The sequence below is a fragment of the Halobacillus seohaensis genome (assembly GCF_042663045.1).
Lineage (GTDB): Bacteria > Bacillota > Bacilli > Bacillales > Halobacillaceae > Halobacillus_A > Halobacillus_A seohaensis.
Genome location: NZ_JBHSZV010000013.1, coordinates 73,453 through 89,580, shown reverse-complemented (window position 1 = coordinate 89,580; position 16,128 = coordinate 73,453). Strand labels below are relative to the sequence as shown.

At 37.9% G+C, this 16,128-nt stretch carries 17 protein-coding genes; all 17 read left to right on the top strand.

The window, feature by feature from the left end:
• Positions 1-5 precede the first annotated feature (5 nt).
• The 17 genes from ACFQIC_RS04905 (at position 6) to ACFQIC_RS04825 (ending at position 16,112) form a co-directional block, all read left to right on the top strand.
• On the top strand, positions 6-2,027 hold the full coding sequence (locus tag ACFQIC_RS04905) for a chemotaxis protein CheW (protein ID WP_204707801.1): 2,022 nt from the start codon (positions 6-8) through the stop codon (positions 2,025-2,027).
• Positions 2,028-2,041: 14 nt separating this feature from the next.
• Complete coding sequence (locus ACFQIC_RS04900) at positions 2,042-2,512, top strand: chemotaxis protein CheW (RefSeq protein ID WP_204707800.1); 471 nt, start codon at positions 2,042-2,044, stop codon at positions 2,510-2,512.
• 4 nt (positions 2,513-2,516) lie between these two features.
• Positions 2,517-3,152, top strand: coding sequence for a chemotaxis protein CheC (locus ACFQIC_RS04895; protein ID WP_204707799.1), 636 nt, complete (start codon positions 2,517-2,519; stop codon positions 3,150-3,152).
• On the top strand, positions 3,145-3,645 hold the full coding sequence (locus ACFQIC_RS04890) for a chemotaxis protein CheD (protein ID WP_204707798.1): 501 nt from the start codon (positions 3,145-3,147) through the stop codon (positions 3,643-3,645). Before ACFQIC_RS04895 ends, ACFQIC_RS04890 begins: the two co-directional genes overlap by 8 nt.
• The gene (locus ACFQIC_RS04885; RefSeq protein ID WP_204707797.1) at positions 3,642-3,983 is read left to right on the top strand and encodes a hypothetical protein; all 342 of its coding nucleotides are present in this window, start codon (positions 3,642-3,644) and stop codon (positions 3,981-3,983) included. Before ACFQIC_RS04890 ends, ACFQIC_RS04885 begins: the two co-directional genes overlap by 4 nt.
• 32 nt (positions 3,984-4,015) lie before the next feature.
• Complete coding sequence (locus tag ACFQIC_RS04880; RefSeq protein WP_204707796.1) at positions 4,016-4,789, top strand: FliA/WhiG family RNA polymerase sigma factor; 774 nt, start codon at positions 4,016-4,018, stop codon at positions 4,787-4,789.
• A gap of 18 nt (positions 4,790-4,807) precedes the next feature.
• Positions 4,808-6,184 (top strand): DUF342 domain-containing protein, encoded by a 1,377-nt coding sequence (locus ACFQIC_RS04875; protein ID WP_204707795.1) that lies wholly within the window; start codon positions 4,808-4,810, stop codon positions 6,182-6,184.
• A gap of 168 nt (positions 6,185-6,352) precedes the next feature.
• Positions 6,353-6,799, top strand: coding sequence for a DUF6115 domain-containing protein (locus ACFQIC_RS04870; RefSeq protein WP_204707794.1), 447 nt, complete (start codon positions 6,353-6,355; stop codon positions 6,797-6,799).
• 162 nt (positions 6,800-6,961) lie between these two features.
• Positions 6,962-7,693 (top strand): 30S ribosomal protein S2, encoded by a 732-nt coding sequence (gene rpsB, locus ACFQIC_RS04865; RefSeq protein WP_204707793.1) that lies wholly within the window; start codon positions 6,962-6,964, stop codon positions 7,691-7,693.
• 86 nt (positions 7,694-7,779) lie between these two features.
• A complete protein-coding gene (tsf, locus tag ACFQIC_RS04860; RefSeq protein ID WP_204707792.1) occupies positions 7,780-8,664 on the top strand; it encodes a translation elongation factor Ts in 885 nt (294 codons plus the stop codon).
• Positions 8,665-8,800: 136 nt separating this feature from the next.
• Positions 8,801-9,523, top strand: a complete 723-nt coding sequence (gene pyrH, locus ACFQIC_RS04855) for a UMP kinase (protein ID WP_204707791.1) — start codon at positions 8,801-8,803, stop codon at positions 9,521-9,523.
• A gap of 2 nt (positions 9,524-9,525) precedes the next feature.
• Positions 9,526-10,083 carry a ribosome recycling factor gene (gene frr, locus ACFQIC_RS04850; RefSeq protein ID WP_204707790.1) on the top strand — a complete coding sequence of 186 codons (558 nt, stop codon included), beginning with the start codon at positions 9,526-9,528 and terminating at the stop codon, positions 10,081-10,083.
• A gap of 227 nt (positions 10,084-10,310) precedes the next feature.
• A complete protein-coding gene (locus tag ACFQIC_RS04845; RefSeq protein WP_204707789.1) occupies positions 10,311-11,078 on the top strand; it encodes an isoprenyl transferase in 768 nt (255 codons plus the stop codon).
• Positions 11,079-11,092: 14 nt separating this feature from the next.
• A complete protein-coding gene (locus tag ACFQIC_RS04840; RefSeq protein ID WP_204707788.1) occupies positions 11,093-11,884 on the top strand; it encodes a phosphatidate cytidylyltransferase in 792 nt (263 codons plus the stop codon).
• 16 nt (positions 11,885-11,900) lie between these two features.
• Entirely contained in the window at positions 11,901-13,046 is a 1,146-nt protein-coding gene (dxr, locus tag ACFQIC_RS04835; RefSeq protein ID WP_204707787.1) for a 1-deoxy-D-xylulose-5-phosphate reductoisomerase, read from the top strand.
• A gap of 16 nt (positions 13,047-13,062) precedes the next feature.
• Complete coding sequence (gene rseP, locus ACFQIC_RS04830; RefSeq protein ID WP_204707786.1) at positions 13,063-14,319, top strand: RIP metalloprotease RseP; 1,257 nt, start codon at positions 13,063-13,065, stop codon at positions 14,317-14,319.
• A gap of 89 nt (positions 14,320-14,408) precedes the next feature.
• The gene (locus ACFQIC_RS04825; protein ID WP_204707785.1) at positions 14,409-16,112 is read left to right on the top strand and encodes a proline--tRNA ligase; all 1,704 of its coding nucleotides are present in this window, start codon (positions 14,409-14,411) and stop codon (positions 16,110-16,112) included.
• Positions 16,113-16,128 lie beyond the last annotated feature (16 nt).

Sequence of the window (16,128 nt, the reverse complement as noted above, 5' to 3'; positions counted from 1 at the left end):
ATGGGATGGATACAAATCAATATTTAGAAATTTTTATTGACGAAAGTAATGAGCATTTACAATCGATTAATGATCGGTTGCTAGATTTAGAAAAGTCACCAGAAGATCTAACCGTTGTCGGGGAAATCTTTAGATCAGCACATACCTTAAAAGGAATGTCCGCTACTATGGGATACCAAGACTTATCCAATCTCACCCATAAAATGGAAAACGTGTTGGATGGGGTAAGGAATGAACAAATACACGTGGATTCCGATATGCTTGATGTTGTATTTGACTCTGTGGATGACTTAGAAGCTATGGTTCTAGACATTTCAGAAGGAGGTACAGGTGAACGGGATGTAACTCGTGTCGTGGAGCTTTTGCAAGCCATTGAGTTAGGTGATTCCGTTGATGAGAAACAGGAAAAAGAAAGTACATCGAATGATTCCGGTGAATCAACATTGTTATTGGATGAATTTACTCGTACCGTACTTGAACAGTCTAGTGAGCAAGGCCTAAACAATTTTAGCGTTCAAGTTACATTGCGCGAAGACTGCTTATTAAAAGCTGCCAGAGTATATATGGTTTTCGAAGTGTTAGAAAATATTGGAGAAGTGGTGCAGTCAACTCCGCCTGTCGATGAATTAGAGAACGAGAAGTTTGAAACTAGTTTTCAAGTTTTAATCGTGACAAATGATAGTCAAGAAGACGTAAGAGCTAAAATAATGAAAGTTTCAGAAATCGAATCAGTTGGAGTGTCTGTAGTAGAATTAGACAATTTCACTGACTCAAATCAACCTCAGGACAATTCACTAACAAAAGAGGAGGACAACGAAAAGGTTGAGAATAAAAGCGAGACCGAGAATACTAAACCTGATTCGAAAAGTAAACAAGTGGCCAATAAAACGATCCGAGTAAATATTGATCGATTAGATGTACTCATGAACTTATTTGAGGAATTAGTCATTGATCGTGGGCGCTTAGAGCAAATTTCAAATGAATTGAATCACTCTGAACTTCAAGACACGGTGGAACGGATGTCGAGAGTATCTGGTGATTTACAAAGCATTATACTCAATATGAGAATGGTACCAATCGAACAGGTGTTTAATCGTTTTCCACGGATGGTTCGCCAACTTTCAAGAGACTTGAACAAGAATATAGAATTGAATATTGTCGGGGCAGATACAGAACTTGACCGGACCGTCATTGATGAAATAGGCGATCCTCTTGTGCATCTAATTAGGAATGCGATTGACCACGGCATCGAAAATCCAGAGGAACGTGAACAAAAAGGGAAACCAGTTACAGGGAGTATTGAATTAAAGGCGTATCATAGTGGGAACCATGTGATCATTGATATTACTGATAATGGTGCTGGTATTGATCGAGAACGAGTTTTGAAAAAAGCATTATCTAACCAAGTAGTAACCGAAGAACAAGCCGAAAAACTTTCGGATAAACAAGTTTACGAGCTAATTATGTCGAGCGGATTCTCTACAGCTGAAACGATTTCAGATGTTTCTGGACGTGGTGTCGGATTAGATGTAGTTAAAAACACCATTGAATCTTTGGGTGGTACTATTTCAATAGACTCTGAATTAGGTCGAGGGAGCATGTTCTCTATTCAACTTCCGTTAACACTTTCTATAATTTCTGTGATGCTCGTTGAGGTTCAAAAGGAAAAATATGCAATCCCACTGTCTTCCATTATTGAAACGGCCATTGTCAAAAAAGAAGATATACTGCGTGCTCATAATAAGGAAGTTATTGATTTTAGAGGTAACGTGGTACCACTTGTGTTTTTGAAAAATATCTTTGAGGTGCCTGAAGAATTGGAAGAAAGTGATTACTACTCTCTAGTGATTACTCGAAAAGGCGATAAAATGGCAGGATTAGTTGTTGACTCATTTATAGGACAACAAGAAGTGGTTCTAAAATCGTTGGGTGAGTATCTCTCTGGAGTATTTGCTATATCTGGAGCAACAATATTAGGTGATGGACAAGTTGCGTTAATATTAGATTCTAATGCATTAATTAAATAAAAGGAGGCTTTGTTATGGCATATGATAAAGGAAGTATGGCAAAGGTAATTGTCTTTCAATTAGAAAATGAAGAATATGCAATTCCTGTACAGCAAGTAGGTTCCATTGAGCGGGTAATGCATATAACAAGAGTTCCAAGAACAGCAAATTTTGTGGAAGGCGTTATTAATCTAAGAGGGGTCATTACACCAATTATTGATTTAAGAAAACGTTTTGACTTATCCAATTCCAAATTTGATGATAGTACAAGAATCATTATTGCTACAATTGATGATATGAATGTAGGATTAATCGTAGATGCAGCGAATGATGTCATGGATTTTGAGGAAAGTGCTATTGAACCTCCTCCTGAAGTTGTGGGTTCTGTTGAAGCTGACTATATCAGTGGTGTAGTGAAAGTTGAACGTCGGCTATTAATTTTATTAAACTTAAGTAAAGTACTATCAACTGATGAAATAAAAGAATTACAAGAAATAGAAGGATAGGATAATGTCTTTTAAAGATCAATTTACGCACATGCATCTGGATGTACTTAAAGAGATAGGAAATATTGGAGCAGGAAATGCAACAACATCACTTTCGAAATTATTAAATAGAAAAATAGATATGCAAGTTCCTTCTGTTCAGCTTATTGAATTTGATGAAGTTATGGAACTAGCTGGTGGTGCAGAAACGGAAGTAATAAGTATTATGTTACGGATTGAAGGGGATGCGCCGGGCAGTATGTTTTTTATTCTGTCTCCTTTACAAGCGGTGAAGTTTGTGAACCAATTAATAGGTCAAACAAGCGACTCCGTTTCTCAACTACTAGATTCAGAATTTCATCGTTCTGCTTTACAAGAGCTTGGCAATATTGTAACAGGTGCTTACTTATCTAGTTTATCGGATTTCACAAAACTAGACTTGTACCCATCTGTTCCCCTGTTAGCAATGGATATGGTTGGAGCTATTTTAAGCCATGGATTAATTGAGCTTTCACAAATTAGTGATCAAGCCATAGTCATAGAGACTCTTCTTCAAGAAGAAGGTAATGAAGAAGAAATAAAGGGACATTTCTTTTTATTCCCTGATCCGATATCTTATGATGTTTTATTTCAATCTGTTGGGATTTCTAATCATGAGTAGTGAAGTAGTTCAAGTCATAAAGGTAGGGATTGCTGATATAAATGTAGCTTGCCCTCCATCGATTTTACGAACATCTGGACTTGGATCATGTGTTGGTATTATTTTGTATGATCGAATGCTTTCCATTGCCGGTATGGCACATATCATGCTGCCCAGTGCAAATGTAGAGAAGAAATCAACAGAAAATCTGGCAAAATATGCTGATACAGCTATCGATGAATTAGTACGAAGGTTAATCAATAAAGGCGTCTCTTCTTATCGACTAAAAGCTAAAATTGCTGGTGGAGCTCAGATGTTTCAGTTTAACACTGCTAGTGATACGATGAGGATTGGCTCTCGTAATATAAAAGCCGTTAAGGAAAAACTACAAAACCTTAAGATACCTATTGAAGCGGAAGATGTAGGGGGAAAGAATGGACGAACCATTGAATTCGATCCAGCGACTAGTGTTTTAAGGATACGAACGGTTCATAAAGGAGAGAAGATGATATGATCGGATCCCTTAAGTGGAACGTAACTAGTGGGATACTTGCATGCCTCATAACTTTTTTATTTTCTTTAACGACAAATTCTTGGGAAACCTCTCTCTACAGAGGGTTGTTCTATTTTGTGATTTTCTTTTTGGTTGCCTACTTATTTCGAGTCATTAGCTATTTTATTGCTAAAGACTCCCATGCATCTAAGCAAGCAGAACAATCTCTTTCAAAGGAGAACAGTGAAGAAAAGAGCAAAGAAGAATCAGAAGAGGGACAAGAACAAGATGAACAGGAAGAAACTATGGTCAAAGAAACATCAGAAATGGTCCGTTCGCTACTAAAAGAAAACAAATAGTGTAGGTTGAAAATAGGACGAGGAGGAATTTGATGAGTAGCTCTAAATCCTCAAAAGAACAAGAGCTATGGGATAATTGGGTGAATAACCAAGATAGTGAAGCAGCTAATGAGTTGGTTCAATTGTACGATTATCTAGTTAGCTTTCATGTGCAAAGAATATCTGCCCACTTACCTAAAAGTGTGAGTAAGGAAGATGTAAGAAGTTTGGGTTTACTAGGTTTGTACGATGCATTAAGAAAGTTTGATATATCAAGAGATTTGAAATTTGATACATATGCATCCTTTCGTATCAAGGGGTCTATTATTGATGGATTAAGGAAAGAAGACTGGTTGCCTAGGTCAGTACGTGATAAATCCAAAAAAATTGAACAGGCCGCTGAGCAACTAGAACAACACTATCAAAGACCCGCTTTCTCCGAAGAAGTTGCTCATCAATTAGGAATGAATAGGTCCGAAGTGGAAGAAGTTATGAAAGATTCACTATTTGCTAATATCCTCTCGATGGAAGATAAACCAAAAGATAGCAACAATGAAAATAAAGAAGGAATTGGTTATTCAATTCCCGACATCGAATCGATATCACCTAGCGAAAACATTGTTCAAAAAGAGAACTATGAAGAATTAGCCGAACAAATTAAACAATTAAATGAGAAAGAACAATTGGTAGTTAGTTTATTTTATACTGAAGAGGTAACTTTAACGGAGATTGGAGAAATAATGGGGTTAACTACTTCCCGCATCTCACAAATCCATGCCAAGGCTCTTTTTAAACTTCGTCATTCCCTGATGGACATCGTCATTTAAAATAAGGGAGGTATACAGGTGGAACAATTAAAAAACCTAGATCTACTTCAAATTCAGATCTCAAAAGATAAAATGGAAGCCTACATAGATATTCCATCCGAAACACCGACTGGTGAGTTAACCGATGAGTATATTCGTGCATTATTAAAAAAGAACAAGGTTTCTTTTGGCATTAATGACGAGGTTATCCACCGTTTAGTGAATGATATGCCTTCTTGTCATTTCCCTGAAGTGATCGCTATTGGAAGAGACCCTGTAGATGGTGTAGATGGTGAAGTGAAATTTGTAGTTGATTTTCAACATGCAGTCGATAACAAGGAAAAAACGAATTTCAGAGATATTCTCCGTATTCCCTCTGTTGAAGAAGATGAACGCTTAGCCTATATAATCGAACCGACGGAAGGCACCCATGGTAAAAATGTTTTTGGTGAAAACATCCCTGCTAGCAACGGAAAGCCTTCGAGGGTGAAGGCTGGTGAAAATGTAACCTTTAAACGAAAAAACTCTAGCTTTTATGCAAAGATTAGCGGTCAATTAAATTTTAATAAACCTACAATACAAATACAGCCGTTGTATGAAGTGCAAGGTGACCTTGATCTTCATACTGGAAATTTGAATTTTGTAGGTTCGATCGTTATTAGAGGAAATGTACCTAGTGGTTATAAGATTGACGCTAAAGGGGATGTCACCATCCATGGTTTAGTTGAGGGAGCTGAAATAAGCGCTGGTGGATCTATACATATATCTGAAGGAATAGTTGGTCTGAACAAAGGATTTATTAGTGCTGGTGGTGACATACGGGTTGGTTACCTTAATCAAGCTCAGGTGGAGGCTGGACAAGACATTATTGTGCAGAATTCTATACTACATAGTCAGTGTGTAGTTAAAAACTCCGTGTTCTGTCAGAGTGGAAATATTATTGGTGGATCAATTTCGGCAGGTTTTTCCATTATTTCAAAAGATGTTGGGAATCGTATGAGTACATTAACTACACTTTCTTTAGGGATGAATGAGAAAGTGGAAAAAAAGAGAAGAAGTTTAATTGCCCAGCACAAGAAAAAAGAGGATGAAGTCCAAAAATTAGAACGAATTGGTACGCTTTTAGATGCTAAGAGAGATAACGCAAGCGGCTTATCCTCGAAAGAAAGAATTACCGCCTTAAGGCAACGAAACTCTTTACAACATGTAAATGAGGAAATTGATATGATTACAGAAGAATTAGAAGAATTAGAGTCTTTATTAGGAAATCTAGATGATGCTAGTGTAGAGGTTAACGGAACGCTTTATTCTAATGTCTATTTATCCTTTGGGAAATATCAAAGAACATCTCTTCAAGAATATCATCAAGTAACGATTGTTTTGGATGATAATGAGGTTGTGATTTCGGGTCAATAGAAGATACAAAGTATTATCTGGGCAAGATTACTAGAGGAACAAGTTAAATAAGAAACAATCAAAAAGCCAAAACTATGTAGCAGGTTTAGAATATATTTTTGAAGCGAAAATTGTAAGAGAAAGTCCTAACTTAGGGAATATGTTAGATATTAGTGGGTGAGAATACACATGGTATATTTTTTGCTAGTAATTAGTTTCATTGTTGACGGTGTATTAATTATTGGATTGATTACACTTTTAACAAGAGTAAAAAAGGCAGAAGAACTTGAATTACGACAAAAAGAAGTAGCTGGAGAAATTGAAGACTTATTTTCTTCTTATCTTTTAGAGATAAAGGAAGAAAATAGACGCTTGGAATCTAAAATTGATCAACAATACTCAAGAGAAGCTGAGAAAGAACCTGTACGATCTGCTGAAGAGGATAGTGAAGAAAATAAAAAGGCTGTTTATACTCCACCTCAACCTGTCGAAACTGATGGAACTTATGAACCATCCATTCATTCAAAAATCATCACGTTGTATAAAAATGGTGATTCAGTCGATACTGTTGCGAAAAAACTAAGTATGGGAAAAACAGAAGTAGAACTTATTGTTAAATTTCAAGAAAAAAATTAGAACCATGTACTTGATTGAATGATGGTCTTATGGTATATTTACTGACGGTGTCAATACACACACCTTTTAATTTTCGGTCAGGTTGCTCTATATTGTTAGAGTTGATTGGAAAGATGATTAAGGTGGAGGATACTAAAAAAACCAAAACAGGAGGAACAACAAATGTCTGTAATTTCTATGAAACAGCTTTTAGAAGCTGGTGTTCATTTCGGACACCAAACTCGTCGCTGGAATCCGAAGATGAAGAAATACATCTTCACAGAGCGTAACGGGATTTATATCATCGACCTTCAAAAAACAGTTAAAAAGGTAGATGAAGCGTACAACTACGTTAAAGAGGTTGCTGAAGATGGCGGAAACGTTCTTTTCGTAGGTACAAAAAAACAAGCACAAGATACAGTGCGTGACGAAGCAAACCGCTGTGGAATGTACTATATCAACCAACGTTGGTTGGGAGGTACATTAACAAACTTCCAAACAATCCGTAAACGTATTAATCGTATGAAGGATATTGAACGTATGGAAGAAGACGGAACTTTCGAAGTGCTTCCTAAAAAAGAAGTAGTGGATATGCTTAAAGAAAAAGATCGTCTATTCAAATTCTTAGGCGGTATTAAAAATATGAACTCTATTCCAGATGTAATGTTTGTCGTTGACCCTCGTAAAGAGCGCATTGCTATTGCGGAAGCTCATAAATTAAATATTCCGGTGGTAGGTATTGTTGATACAAACTGTGATCCGGATGAAATCGATTATGTTATCCCAGCAAACGATGACGCAATTCGCGCTGTTAAATTGTTAACTGCTAAAATGGCTGATGCTGTTCTAGAAGCTAAGCAAGGCGAAGAAACTGAAGAAACAGAAGAAGCGGAAGCAGAATCTGTAGAAGAGTAATTAACGTTTCGAGAGGTGATAAGAGGGTATACCTTTTATCACCTTTTTTAAAGCTATAAAAGCAGACTACTAAGGAGGCAAATAATATGGCGATTAACGCTAAGATGGTAAAAGAACTTCGTGAGAAAACTGGTGCTGGTATGATGGACTGTAAAAAAGCACTTACTGAAACTGATGGTGATATGGAAAAAGCAATCGATTGGTTGCGTGAAAAAGGGATTTCTAAAGCGCAGAAAAAAGCCGATCGTATTGCAGCTGAAGGTGCAGCGCATATCGTTGTTGAAGGAAATACAGCTGTTTTGTTTGAAGTTAACTGTGAAACAGACTTTGTTACAAAGAATGATCAGTTTAAAACACTTCTACAAGAGCTTGGAAAGCATTTGATTAACCAAAAACCTGCTTCTGTTGAATCTGCACTTGAGGAAAAGCTTCATGGTGAAGGAAGCACGCTAAACGAATACATTACTGATATCACTGCAAAAATTGGTGAGAAAATTTCTCTTCGTCGTTTTGAAATTAAAGAAAAAACAGATAATGATGCTTTTGGTGCTTACACTCACATGGGTGGCCGCATTGGCGTTTTGACCATTCTTGAAGGTTCTACTGATGAAGCTGTAGCAAAAGATGTTGCTATGCACGTAGCCGCGGTTAATCCTCGCTATGTTTCTCGTGATGCGATTCCTGAAGAAGAAGTTAATACAGAGCGTGAAACTTTGAAAACACAAGCATTGAGCGAAGGAAAGCCTGAAAACATTGTAGAAAAAATGGTAGAAGGTCGTCTGAATAAATTCTTCGAAGAAATTTGCCTACTAGAACAAAGTTTTGTAAAAGATCCAGATCAAAAAGTGAAGCAATATATTGCTTCTGCTAGTGGTTCTATTAATGGATTTGTGCGTTTTGAAGTTGGAGAAGGTATGCAAAAACGTGAAGAAAACTTTGCTGATGAAGTGATGAGCCAAGTTAAAAAATAATAGATAGTAAAATAGGGGACACGTCGTGTTCCCTATTTTAGAACATGAATAAGGAATATATTTGTAGGCTAGCTACATAAATAGAAGTATGAAAAGAGTAGCTTGAATATAAATTAGTGAGTAAATGGAGGTTTCTATGACTACAGCGCGCTATCGACGTATTGTATTAAAACTTAGCGGGGAAGCTTTGAGTGGTGAGGATGGATTTGGGATTGAACCAAGTATCATTCATTCAATTTCTCGTCAGGTAAAAGAAGTGGCGGAATTAGGTGTCGAAATTGCCGTAGTTGTCGGTGGTGGCAATATTTGGCGTGGAAAAGTAGGTAGTGAAATGGGAATGGATCGAGCTAACGCAGATTATATGGGTATGCTTGCGACAGTAATGAATTCACTAGCCTTACAGGATAGCTTAGAAAATATTGGTATCCCGACGCGTGTACAAACATCCATTGAAATGAGGCAGGTAGCTGAACCTTACATTCGAAGAAAAGCAATTCGCCATTTAGAAAAGAAACGAGTTGTGATTTTCGCTGCAGGAACAGGCAATCCGTATTTTTCAACTGATACTACTGCCGCATTAAGAGCTGCTGAGGTTGAAGCCGATGTTATCCTCATGGCAAAAAACAATGTGGATGGTGTTTATACTGATGATCCGAAGGTTAACGGAGACGCTAAAAAATACGACACAGTTTCCTACATGGAAGTTCTTAATGAAGGATTAGGTGTCATGGACTCAACGGCTTCTTCATTATGTATGGACAACGACATCGATTTACTGGTATTCTCTATAACAGAAGAAGGTAATATTAAAAAAGCCGTTATGGGCGAAAATATTGGAACAATTGTGAGGGGGAAATAATCATGTCAGATTCAATTATTAATGAAACAAAACAGCAAATGACGCAAGCAGTTCAAGCTTTTTCACGTCAATTGGCAACCGTAAGAGCTGGAAGAGCGAATCCAGCTATATTAGATGGCGTGTATGTTGATTATTATGGAGCAGCTGCACCTCTTAACCAACTAGCTCAAGTGTCAGCACCAGAACCAAGATTATTAGTGATCACCCCTTTTGATAAATCAGCGATTTCTGAAATAGAAAAGGCGATTCAAAAGGCTGATTTAGGACTATCTCCATCTAGTGATGGTAACGTAGTGCGCATTAACATTCCTGCTTTAACGGAAGAGCGTCGTAAAGAACTTGTGAAAGTAGTAGGTAAATATTCGGAAGAAGCAAAAGTTCAAGTTCGAAACATTCGTCGCGAGACCAATGATAAATTGAAAAAGCTTGAAAAAGATGGAGATTTAACAGAGGATGACCTTCGTGCATCTCAAGATGATGTACAAAAAGTTACGGATAAAAATATAGCAGCTATTGATAAATCAGCGAAAAATAAAGAAGCAGAAATGTTGGAAGTATAAATGCTTTAGGGTTGTAAAGCCGCACTGTTGCTGTATGGCAGTGCGGCTTTTGTTTTGCCGAACAGATTATTTTTCATACTTCAGTTGTTAAGCAAACTATGTATAATACAGACTAATTGTCGCTGACCAAGCCCTGGCACTTTTCTTCTCTTTAAGAGAATGGCGGCATGTTGTAGGATAATAGTATATAATAATATAGTGGAGCCATCGAACTGGAGGATTTATTCATGCCAATCAAGTTTCCATTTACGAAAAGTAAAAAACAAACATTAAATAGAACTCTTGGCTTAGACTATGATCATATTCCGAAGCATGTAGCCATTATTATGGATGGAAATGGTCGTTGGGCAAAAAATAAAGGAATGCCAAGGATTGCAGGTCATAAAGAGGGCATGAGCGTCGTGAAAAGGATTGTTCGTCATGCTTCAGATTTAGGTTTACATGTTCTTACTCTTTACGCATTTTCAACAGAAAATTGGAAGAGACCTAAAAATGAAGTAGATTTCCTAATGAAGCTTCCTGTTGACTTTTTAGGTACATATTTGCCGGAATTGATCGAAAGGAATGTCCAAGTGCAAACTATAGGGGATGTCAGTTTATTACCACCCCATACGAGAAAAGCAATTAATGAAGCGATTGAGAAAACATCAAAGAATAACGGGCTGATATTAAATTTCGCCTTAAATTATGGTAGTCGATTTGAGATGGTTCATGCAGTGAAGGAAATTGCTGAAAAAGTTGAAAAGGGTGACATCTCCTCAGATGAGGTTAACGAGGATTTATTTTCTTCTCACTTATACACATCTGATTTGCTAGAACCTGATCTACTCATTCGTACAAGTGGGGAACAAAGATTAAGCAATTTCTTGCTGTGGCAGCTTGCTTATTCAGAGTTTTGGTTCACAGAAGTATTCTGGCCTGATTTTGATGAAAGTCATTTTGAGAAAGCCCTCTGCGATTACCAAAATCGAAAGCGTCGTTACGGCGGGATATAAGGTGTGGATATATAATGAAACAAAGAACAATTACAGCCGTCGTCGCGGCATTAATATTTTTACCGATTGTTATGTTAGGCGGCTTGCCTTTTCAATTGTTTGTTTATTTAATAGCGAGTATCGCAATATTTGAACTTATGCGTATGAAAAAAATCGCAAGGTATTCAATAGCTTCAGCCATTACACTTTTCCTCATGTGGTCTTTAATGTATAAGCAGGAGATGTTTGGAGAGTACGATCTACCTATCACCAAATCAGAGATTACTCTATTAGCTGTTCTGTTATTGTTAAGTTACACTGTACTCGTTAAAAATCGGTTCACTTTTGATGATGCAGGATTTCTTTTATTATCAGCTATTTATATTGGTATGGGTTTCTATTATTTAATTTTAACTAGAGATGCAAATTTAGAATATGTTTTTTATGCATTATTTATCGTTTGGGCTACAGATACAGGTGCCTATATCTTCGGACGAATCTTTGGCAAAAATAAATTATGGCCTCAAATCAGCCCTAAGAAAACGATTGAGGGTGCGGTTGGAGGTATTGTACTAGCGTGTGCCGTAGCTTTTATTTTTCAGTTAGTACAGCCGCTTCACTCCTCTATGATAGTTGTCCTGCTCGTTACGGTTCTAATTTCTATAGCAGGTCAAGTAGGGGATTTAGTAGAGTCTGCCTTTAAACGGCATTACGCCGTTAAAGACTCTGGTAAAATTCTTCCAGGGCACGGTGGAGTACTTGACCGTTTTGACAGCTTAATATTTATGCTGCCAATCTTGCATTTAATCGGTTTTATTCCAGCGTAATCGAGGGGGAGTAATGATGAAACAAATTGCACTTTTAGGAGCAACAGGTTCGATCGGCAGGCAAACGCTTGAGGTATTGCGCCTACACAAAGAAGAGTTTGCGTTATACGCTATGGCGTTCGGTAAAAATGTTGCCGAGGCCATTCCGCTGATTCAAGAGTTCAATCCAACCATAGTAGTTGTGCAAGATGAAATAACGAAAGAAAAACTAGATCGGGAAATTGAACATTCACTTATTTTAAGTGGCAGTGGAGGTTTAATTGAAGCCAGTGTTGCCGATTCTGTAGATGTAGTAGTTAACGCAGTAATGGGAAGCATCGGACTACCCGCAACGTTAAAGGCGATTGAGGCCAAAAAAACGATAGCGATAGCTAATAAAGAAACATTAGTTACAGCAGGGCATTTAGTAATGGATGCTGCTGAACGACACGGTGTTAAGTTACTACCTGTTGACAGTGAACACTCAGCAATTTATCAAGCTTTAAATGGTGAGAACCCTAAAGATATTCACAAACTTATAATAACAGCTTCCGGTGGCAGTTTTCGTGATAAAAGGAGAGAAGAATTGGAAGGGGTAACGGTTAAGGATGCTTTAAATCATCCAAACTGGAGTATGGGAGCTAAAATTACTATTGACTCCGCCTCTATGATGAACAAAGGACTCGAGGTTATTGAGGCCCATTGGTTATTTGATGTGCCTTATGACCAAATTCATGTTATTCTTCATAGAGAAAGCGTGATTCACTCTATGGTTGAATTTGTAGATCGAAGTGTAATGGCACAACTTGGAAGTCCAGATATGAAAGTCCCTATTCAATATGCTTTAACATATCCTGATCGTCTTGATTTAACCATGACCAAACAGTTAGAACTTGAAGAGATTGCTACACTACATTTTGAAAAAATGGATATGACAAGGTTTCCCTGTTTACAAATGGCTTATGATGCGGGACGTGCAGGTGGTTCGATGACAACCGTATTAAATGCTGCTAATGAAGAGGCGGTTCAAATGTTCTTGGAAGATAAAATATCATTCTTAGACATTGAGAAACTGATCGATAAAGAGTTATCAAATCATCAACGTATTCATACCCCTGACTTATCAACCATACTATCTATAGACAAGATGACTAGAGAACGAGTCCGCAGCCATTTAAATTAAAAGGAAGGTGCTTCATTTGACTACAGTGATTGCATTTATACTCATGTTCGGCTTATTAGTATTTGTTCATGAGTGGGGGCATCTTATTTTTGCAAAGCGAGCGGGTATGCTTGCTCGTGAATTCGCTATCGGTTTTGGACCAAAAATATTTGCCTTCACGAGAAACGAAACGCTATACACTATCAGACTACTTCCTATTGGTGGATATGTCAGGGTAGCGGGTGAAGATCCGGAGATTATTGAATTGAAAGCAGGCCATCATATTGGCTTAGAATTTAATGACGCAGGTAATGTGAAACGTATCATTGTCAATAATAAATCCAAGCATCCTTACGCTCGAGTAATTGAAGTAGAAAGAGCAGACTTGGATCATCGATTAGTGATTGAAGGCTATGAAATAGATGAAGAAGAGAAGCTATTCTTTGATATTGATCCAAAGGCCATGTTTGTAGTGGATGAAAAAGAAACACAAATCGCTCCCTACAATCGTCAATTTGGTTCAAAAACAGTGCCTCAGCGTGCCATGCAATTGTTTGCTGGGCCACTCATGAATTTCGTTTTAGCGATTATTTTATTTATGATCTTAGGATTCGTTCAAGGTGTACCTGCTGAAGAAGCATTAATTGGTGAAGTTCAACCAGATTCACCTGCTGAGCAGGCAGGTTTACAATCAGGGGATCAAGTTGTAGCCATTGATAATGAATCAGTTCGTTCGTGGGAAGAGTTCACAACTATTGTAAGAGAACACCCTGAAGAAGAAGTGTCGCTTACGGTCAATCGCGAAGGGCAAAATCAAGAACTGCCTGTCACTCCAAGAAGCTTAGAGGAAGGCGATATGGAAATTGGACAGGTCGGTGTCGCTCGAGCATTTGAGGATTCGTTTGTTAAAAAGCTTACCTTTGGGTTCACGCAAACGTATGATTGGGGAACACTCATTTTAACAAATCTTGGAATGTTAGTGACGGGACAATTTTCCCTTGATATGTTATCAGGACCTGTTGGAATCTATGATGCAACCGACCAAGTTGTTCAAACTGGATTCACTAACTTTGTTATGTGGACAGCCATTCTAAGTGTAAACTTAGGGATTATTAATTTACTTCCACTTCCTGCGTTAGATGGTGGACGGTTGATCTTTGTAGGATTAGAAGGCGTTCGAGGCAAACCTATCGATCCGCAAAAAGAAGGAATTGTGCACTTTATTGGGTTTGCTTTATTAATGCTGCTCATGTTAGTTGTTACATGGAATGACATTCAACGGTTATTTCTATAATTGAAAGAGCTGGGAGCAAATTGTGAGATGACAGCTCTCATACTTGCTTCCAGCTCCTTTTTATCTAAACAGAAATCTGAGGTGTAAAAATGAAACAAAGTCAAATGTTAATACCAACCTTGAAAGAAAATCCTGCAGACGCTGAAATTAAAAGTCATCAGCTTCTCGTTCGAGCGGGTTACATACGCCAGATTGCTTCAGGTGTTTATAGTTTTTTACCAAATGGTCGTCGCGTATTACGAAAAGTAGAAGATATTGTTCGTGAAGAAATGGACAAAGCTGGTGCGCATGAAATGATGATGCCAGCATTGCAACCGGCTGAACTTTGGCAAGAAAGTGGACGTTGGAGTACGTATGGTTCTGAATTGATGCGCCTACATGATCGACATGATCGTGAGTTTGCTCTTGGGGCGACCCATGAAGAAGTGATTACTAGTCTTGTGCGGGATGCCATTAAAAGTTATAAACGATTGCCACTTACCGTTTATCAAATTCAAAATAAATTCCGGGATGAGAAACGTCCACGGTTTGGATTGCTTCGTGGCCGAGAATTTCTAATGAAAGATGCTTATTCCTTTAATGAATCTTTTGAAAGTCTGGATGAAAGTTACGAGAAAATGTTTGCGGCTTATTCCAATATTTTTGCACGATGTGGTCTAGATTTTCGAGCAGTTATTGCTGACTCTGGACAAATGGGAGGAAAAGACACACATGAGTTCATGGTCTTATCAGAAGTTGGCGAAGACGTGATTGCTTATTCTGATACATCTGACTATGCTGCTAATATCGAAATGGCACCAGTAGTTGCAGAACACACTATTTCCCATCAAGAGCCAAAACCACTCAAAAAGGTTTCAACTCCAAATCAAAAAACAATGCAGGACGTAGCAAACTACTTAAACCATGAACTAGCTGAAGGGATAAAGGCTATTATGTTCAAGGTTGACGATCAGTTTGTCATGGTTGTAACCCGTGGAGATCATGAAATCAATGATGTAAAACTTAAGAATTTATATGATGCTGATATTGTTGACCTTGCAACCGAACAGGATACTCAAACTCTTATGGGCTCAGGTTTTGGTTCTTTAGGGCCGGTAGGTACACCTAAGGAAATAGAAGTCGTTGCCGATTTAGCAGTAGAAAAGTTAGTCAATGTATCGAGTGGAGCCAATGAATCTGGATATCATTACGTGAATGTCAATCCGGGAAGAGATTTCGAAGTGAAAGAGTATGCAGATCTTCGATTTATCAAAGAAGGGGATCCTTCACCTGATGGGCAAGGAACGATTAAATTTGCACGAGGAATTGAAGTAGGACATGTCTTTAAGTTAGGTGAATTTTATGCGGATAAGATGAATGCTAGTTATTTAAATGATCAGGGGAAATCTCAAACAATGGTTATGGGATCCTATGGAATTGGAGTATCTAGAACCGTGGCAGCGATTGTAGAACAATACCACGATGAAAGTGGAATAACATGGCCTGCAAATATTGCACCTTATCAAGTTCATTTGTTATCCTTAAATCCTAAAAAAGAAGACCAGAAACAGCTAGCTGATCAGTTGTACGATCAGTTGAAATCAGCTGGTATTGATGTGTTATATGATGACCGTAAAGAACGTGCAGGTGTGAAATTTGCTGATAGTGATCTTATTGGAATTCCGTTAAGGATTACTGTAGGAAAACGTGCAGGCGAAGGAATTGTCGAAGTGAAAGAACGTGTTTCTGGCGAGCAGGATGAACAGGAGCATTCTAAAATTATAGAATATGTCCAACAATGGTTTTCTGCTTAGTGTTATACCCCTATAC

Excerpts from the sequence above, each read along its gene's own strand:
- ACFQIC_RS04905 (WP_204707801.1), top strand. The coding sequence starts at position 6 with ATGGATACAAATCAATATTTAGAAATTTTTATTGACGAAAGTAATGAG.
- ACFQIC_RS04900 (WP_204707800.1), top strand. The coding sequence starts at position 2,042 with ATGGCATATGATAAAGGAAGTATGGCAAAGGTAATTGTCTTTCAATTA.
- ACFQIC_RS04895 (WP_204707799.1), top strand. The coding sequence starts at position 2,517 with ATGTCTTTTAAAGATCAATTTACGCACATGCATCTGGATGTACTTAAA.
- ACFQIC_RS04890 (WP_204707798.1), top strand. The coding sequence starts at position 3,145 with ATGAGTAGTGAAGTAGTTCAAGTCATAAAGGTAGGGATTGCTGATATA.
- ACFQIC_RS04885 (WP_204707797.1), top strand. The coding sequence starts at position 3,642 with ATGATCGGATCCCTTAAGTGGAACGTAACTAGTGGGATACTTGCATGC.
- ACFQIC_RS04880 (WP_204707796.1), top strand. The coding sequence starts at position 4,016 with ATGAGTAGCTCTAAATCCTCAAAAGAACAAGAGCTATGGGATAATTGG.
- ACFQIC_RS04870 (WP_204707794.1), top strand. The coding sequence starts at position 6,353 with ATGGTATATTTTTTGCTAGTAATTAGTTTCATTGTTGACGGTGTATTA.
- rpsB (WP_204707793.1), top strand. The coding sequence starts at position 6,962 with ATGTCTGTAATTTCTATGAAACAGCTTTTAGAAGCTGGTGTTCATTTC.
- tsf (WP_204707792.1), top strand. The coding sequence starts at position 7,780 with ATGGCGATTAACGCTAAGATGGTAAAAGAACTTCGTGAGAAAACTGGT.
- pyrH (WP_204707791.1), top strand. The coding sequence starts at position 8,801 with ATGACTACAGCGCGCTATCGACGTATTGTATTAAAACTTAGCGGGGAA.
- frr (WP_204707790.1), top strand. The coding sequence starts at position 9,526 with ATGTCAGATTCAATTATTAATGAAACAAAACAGCAAATGACGCAAGCA.
- ACFQIC_RS04845 (WP_204707789.1), top strand. The coding sequence starts at position 10,311 with ATGCCAATCAAGTTTCCATTTACGAAAAGTAAAAAACAAACATTAAAT.
- ACFQIC_RS04840 (WP_204707788.1), top strand. The coding sequence starts at position 11,093 with ATGAAACAAAGAACAATTACAGCCGTCGTCGCGGCATTAATATTTTTA.
- dxr (WP_204707787.1), top strand. The coding sequence starts at position 11,901 with ATGAAACAAATTGCACTTTTAGGAGCAACAGGTTCGATCGGCAGGCAA.
- ACFQIC_RS04825 (WP_204707785.1), top strand. The coding sequence starts at position 14,409 with ATGAAACAAAGTCAAATGTTAATACCAACCTTGAAAGAAAATCCTGCA.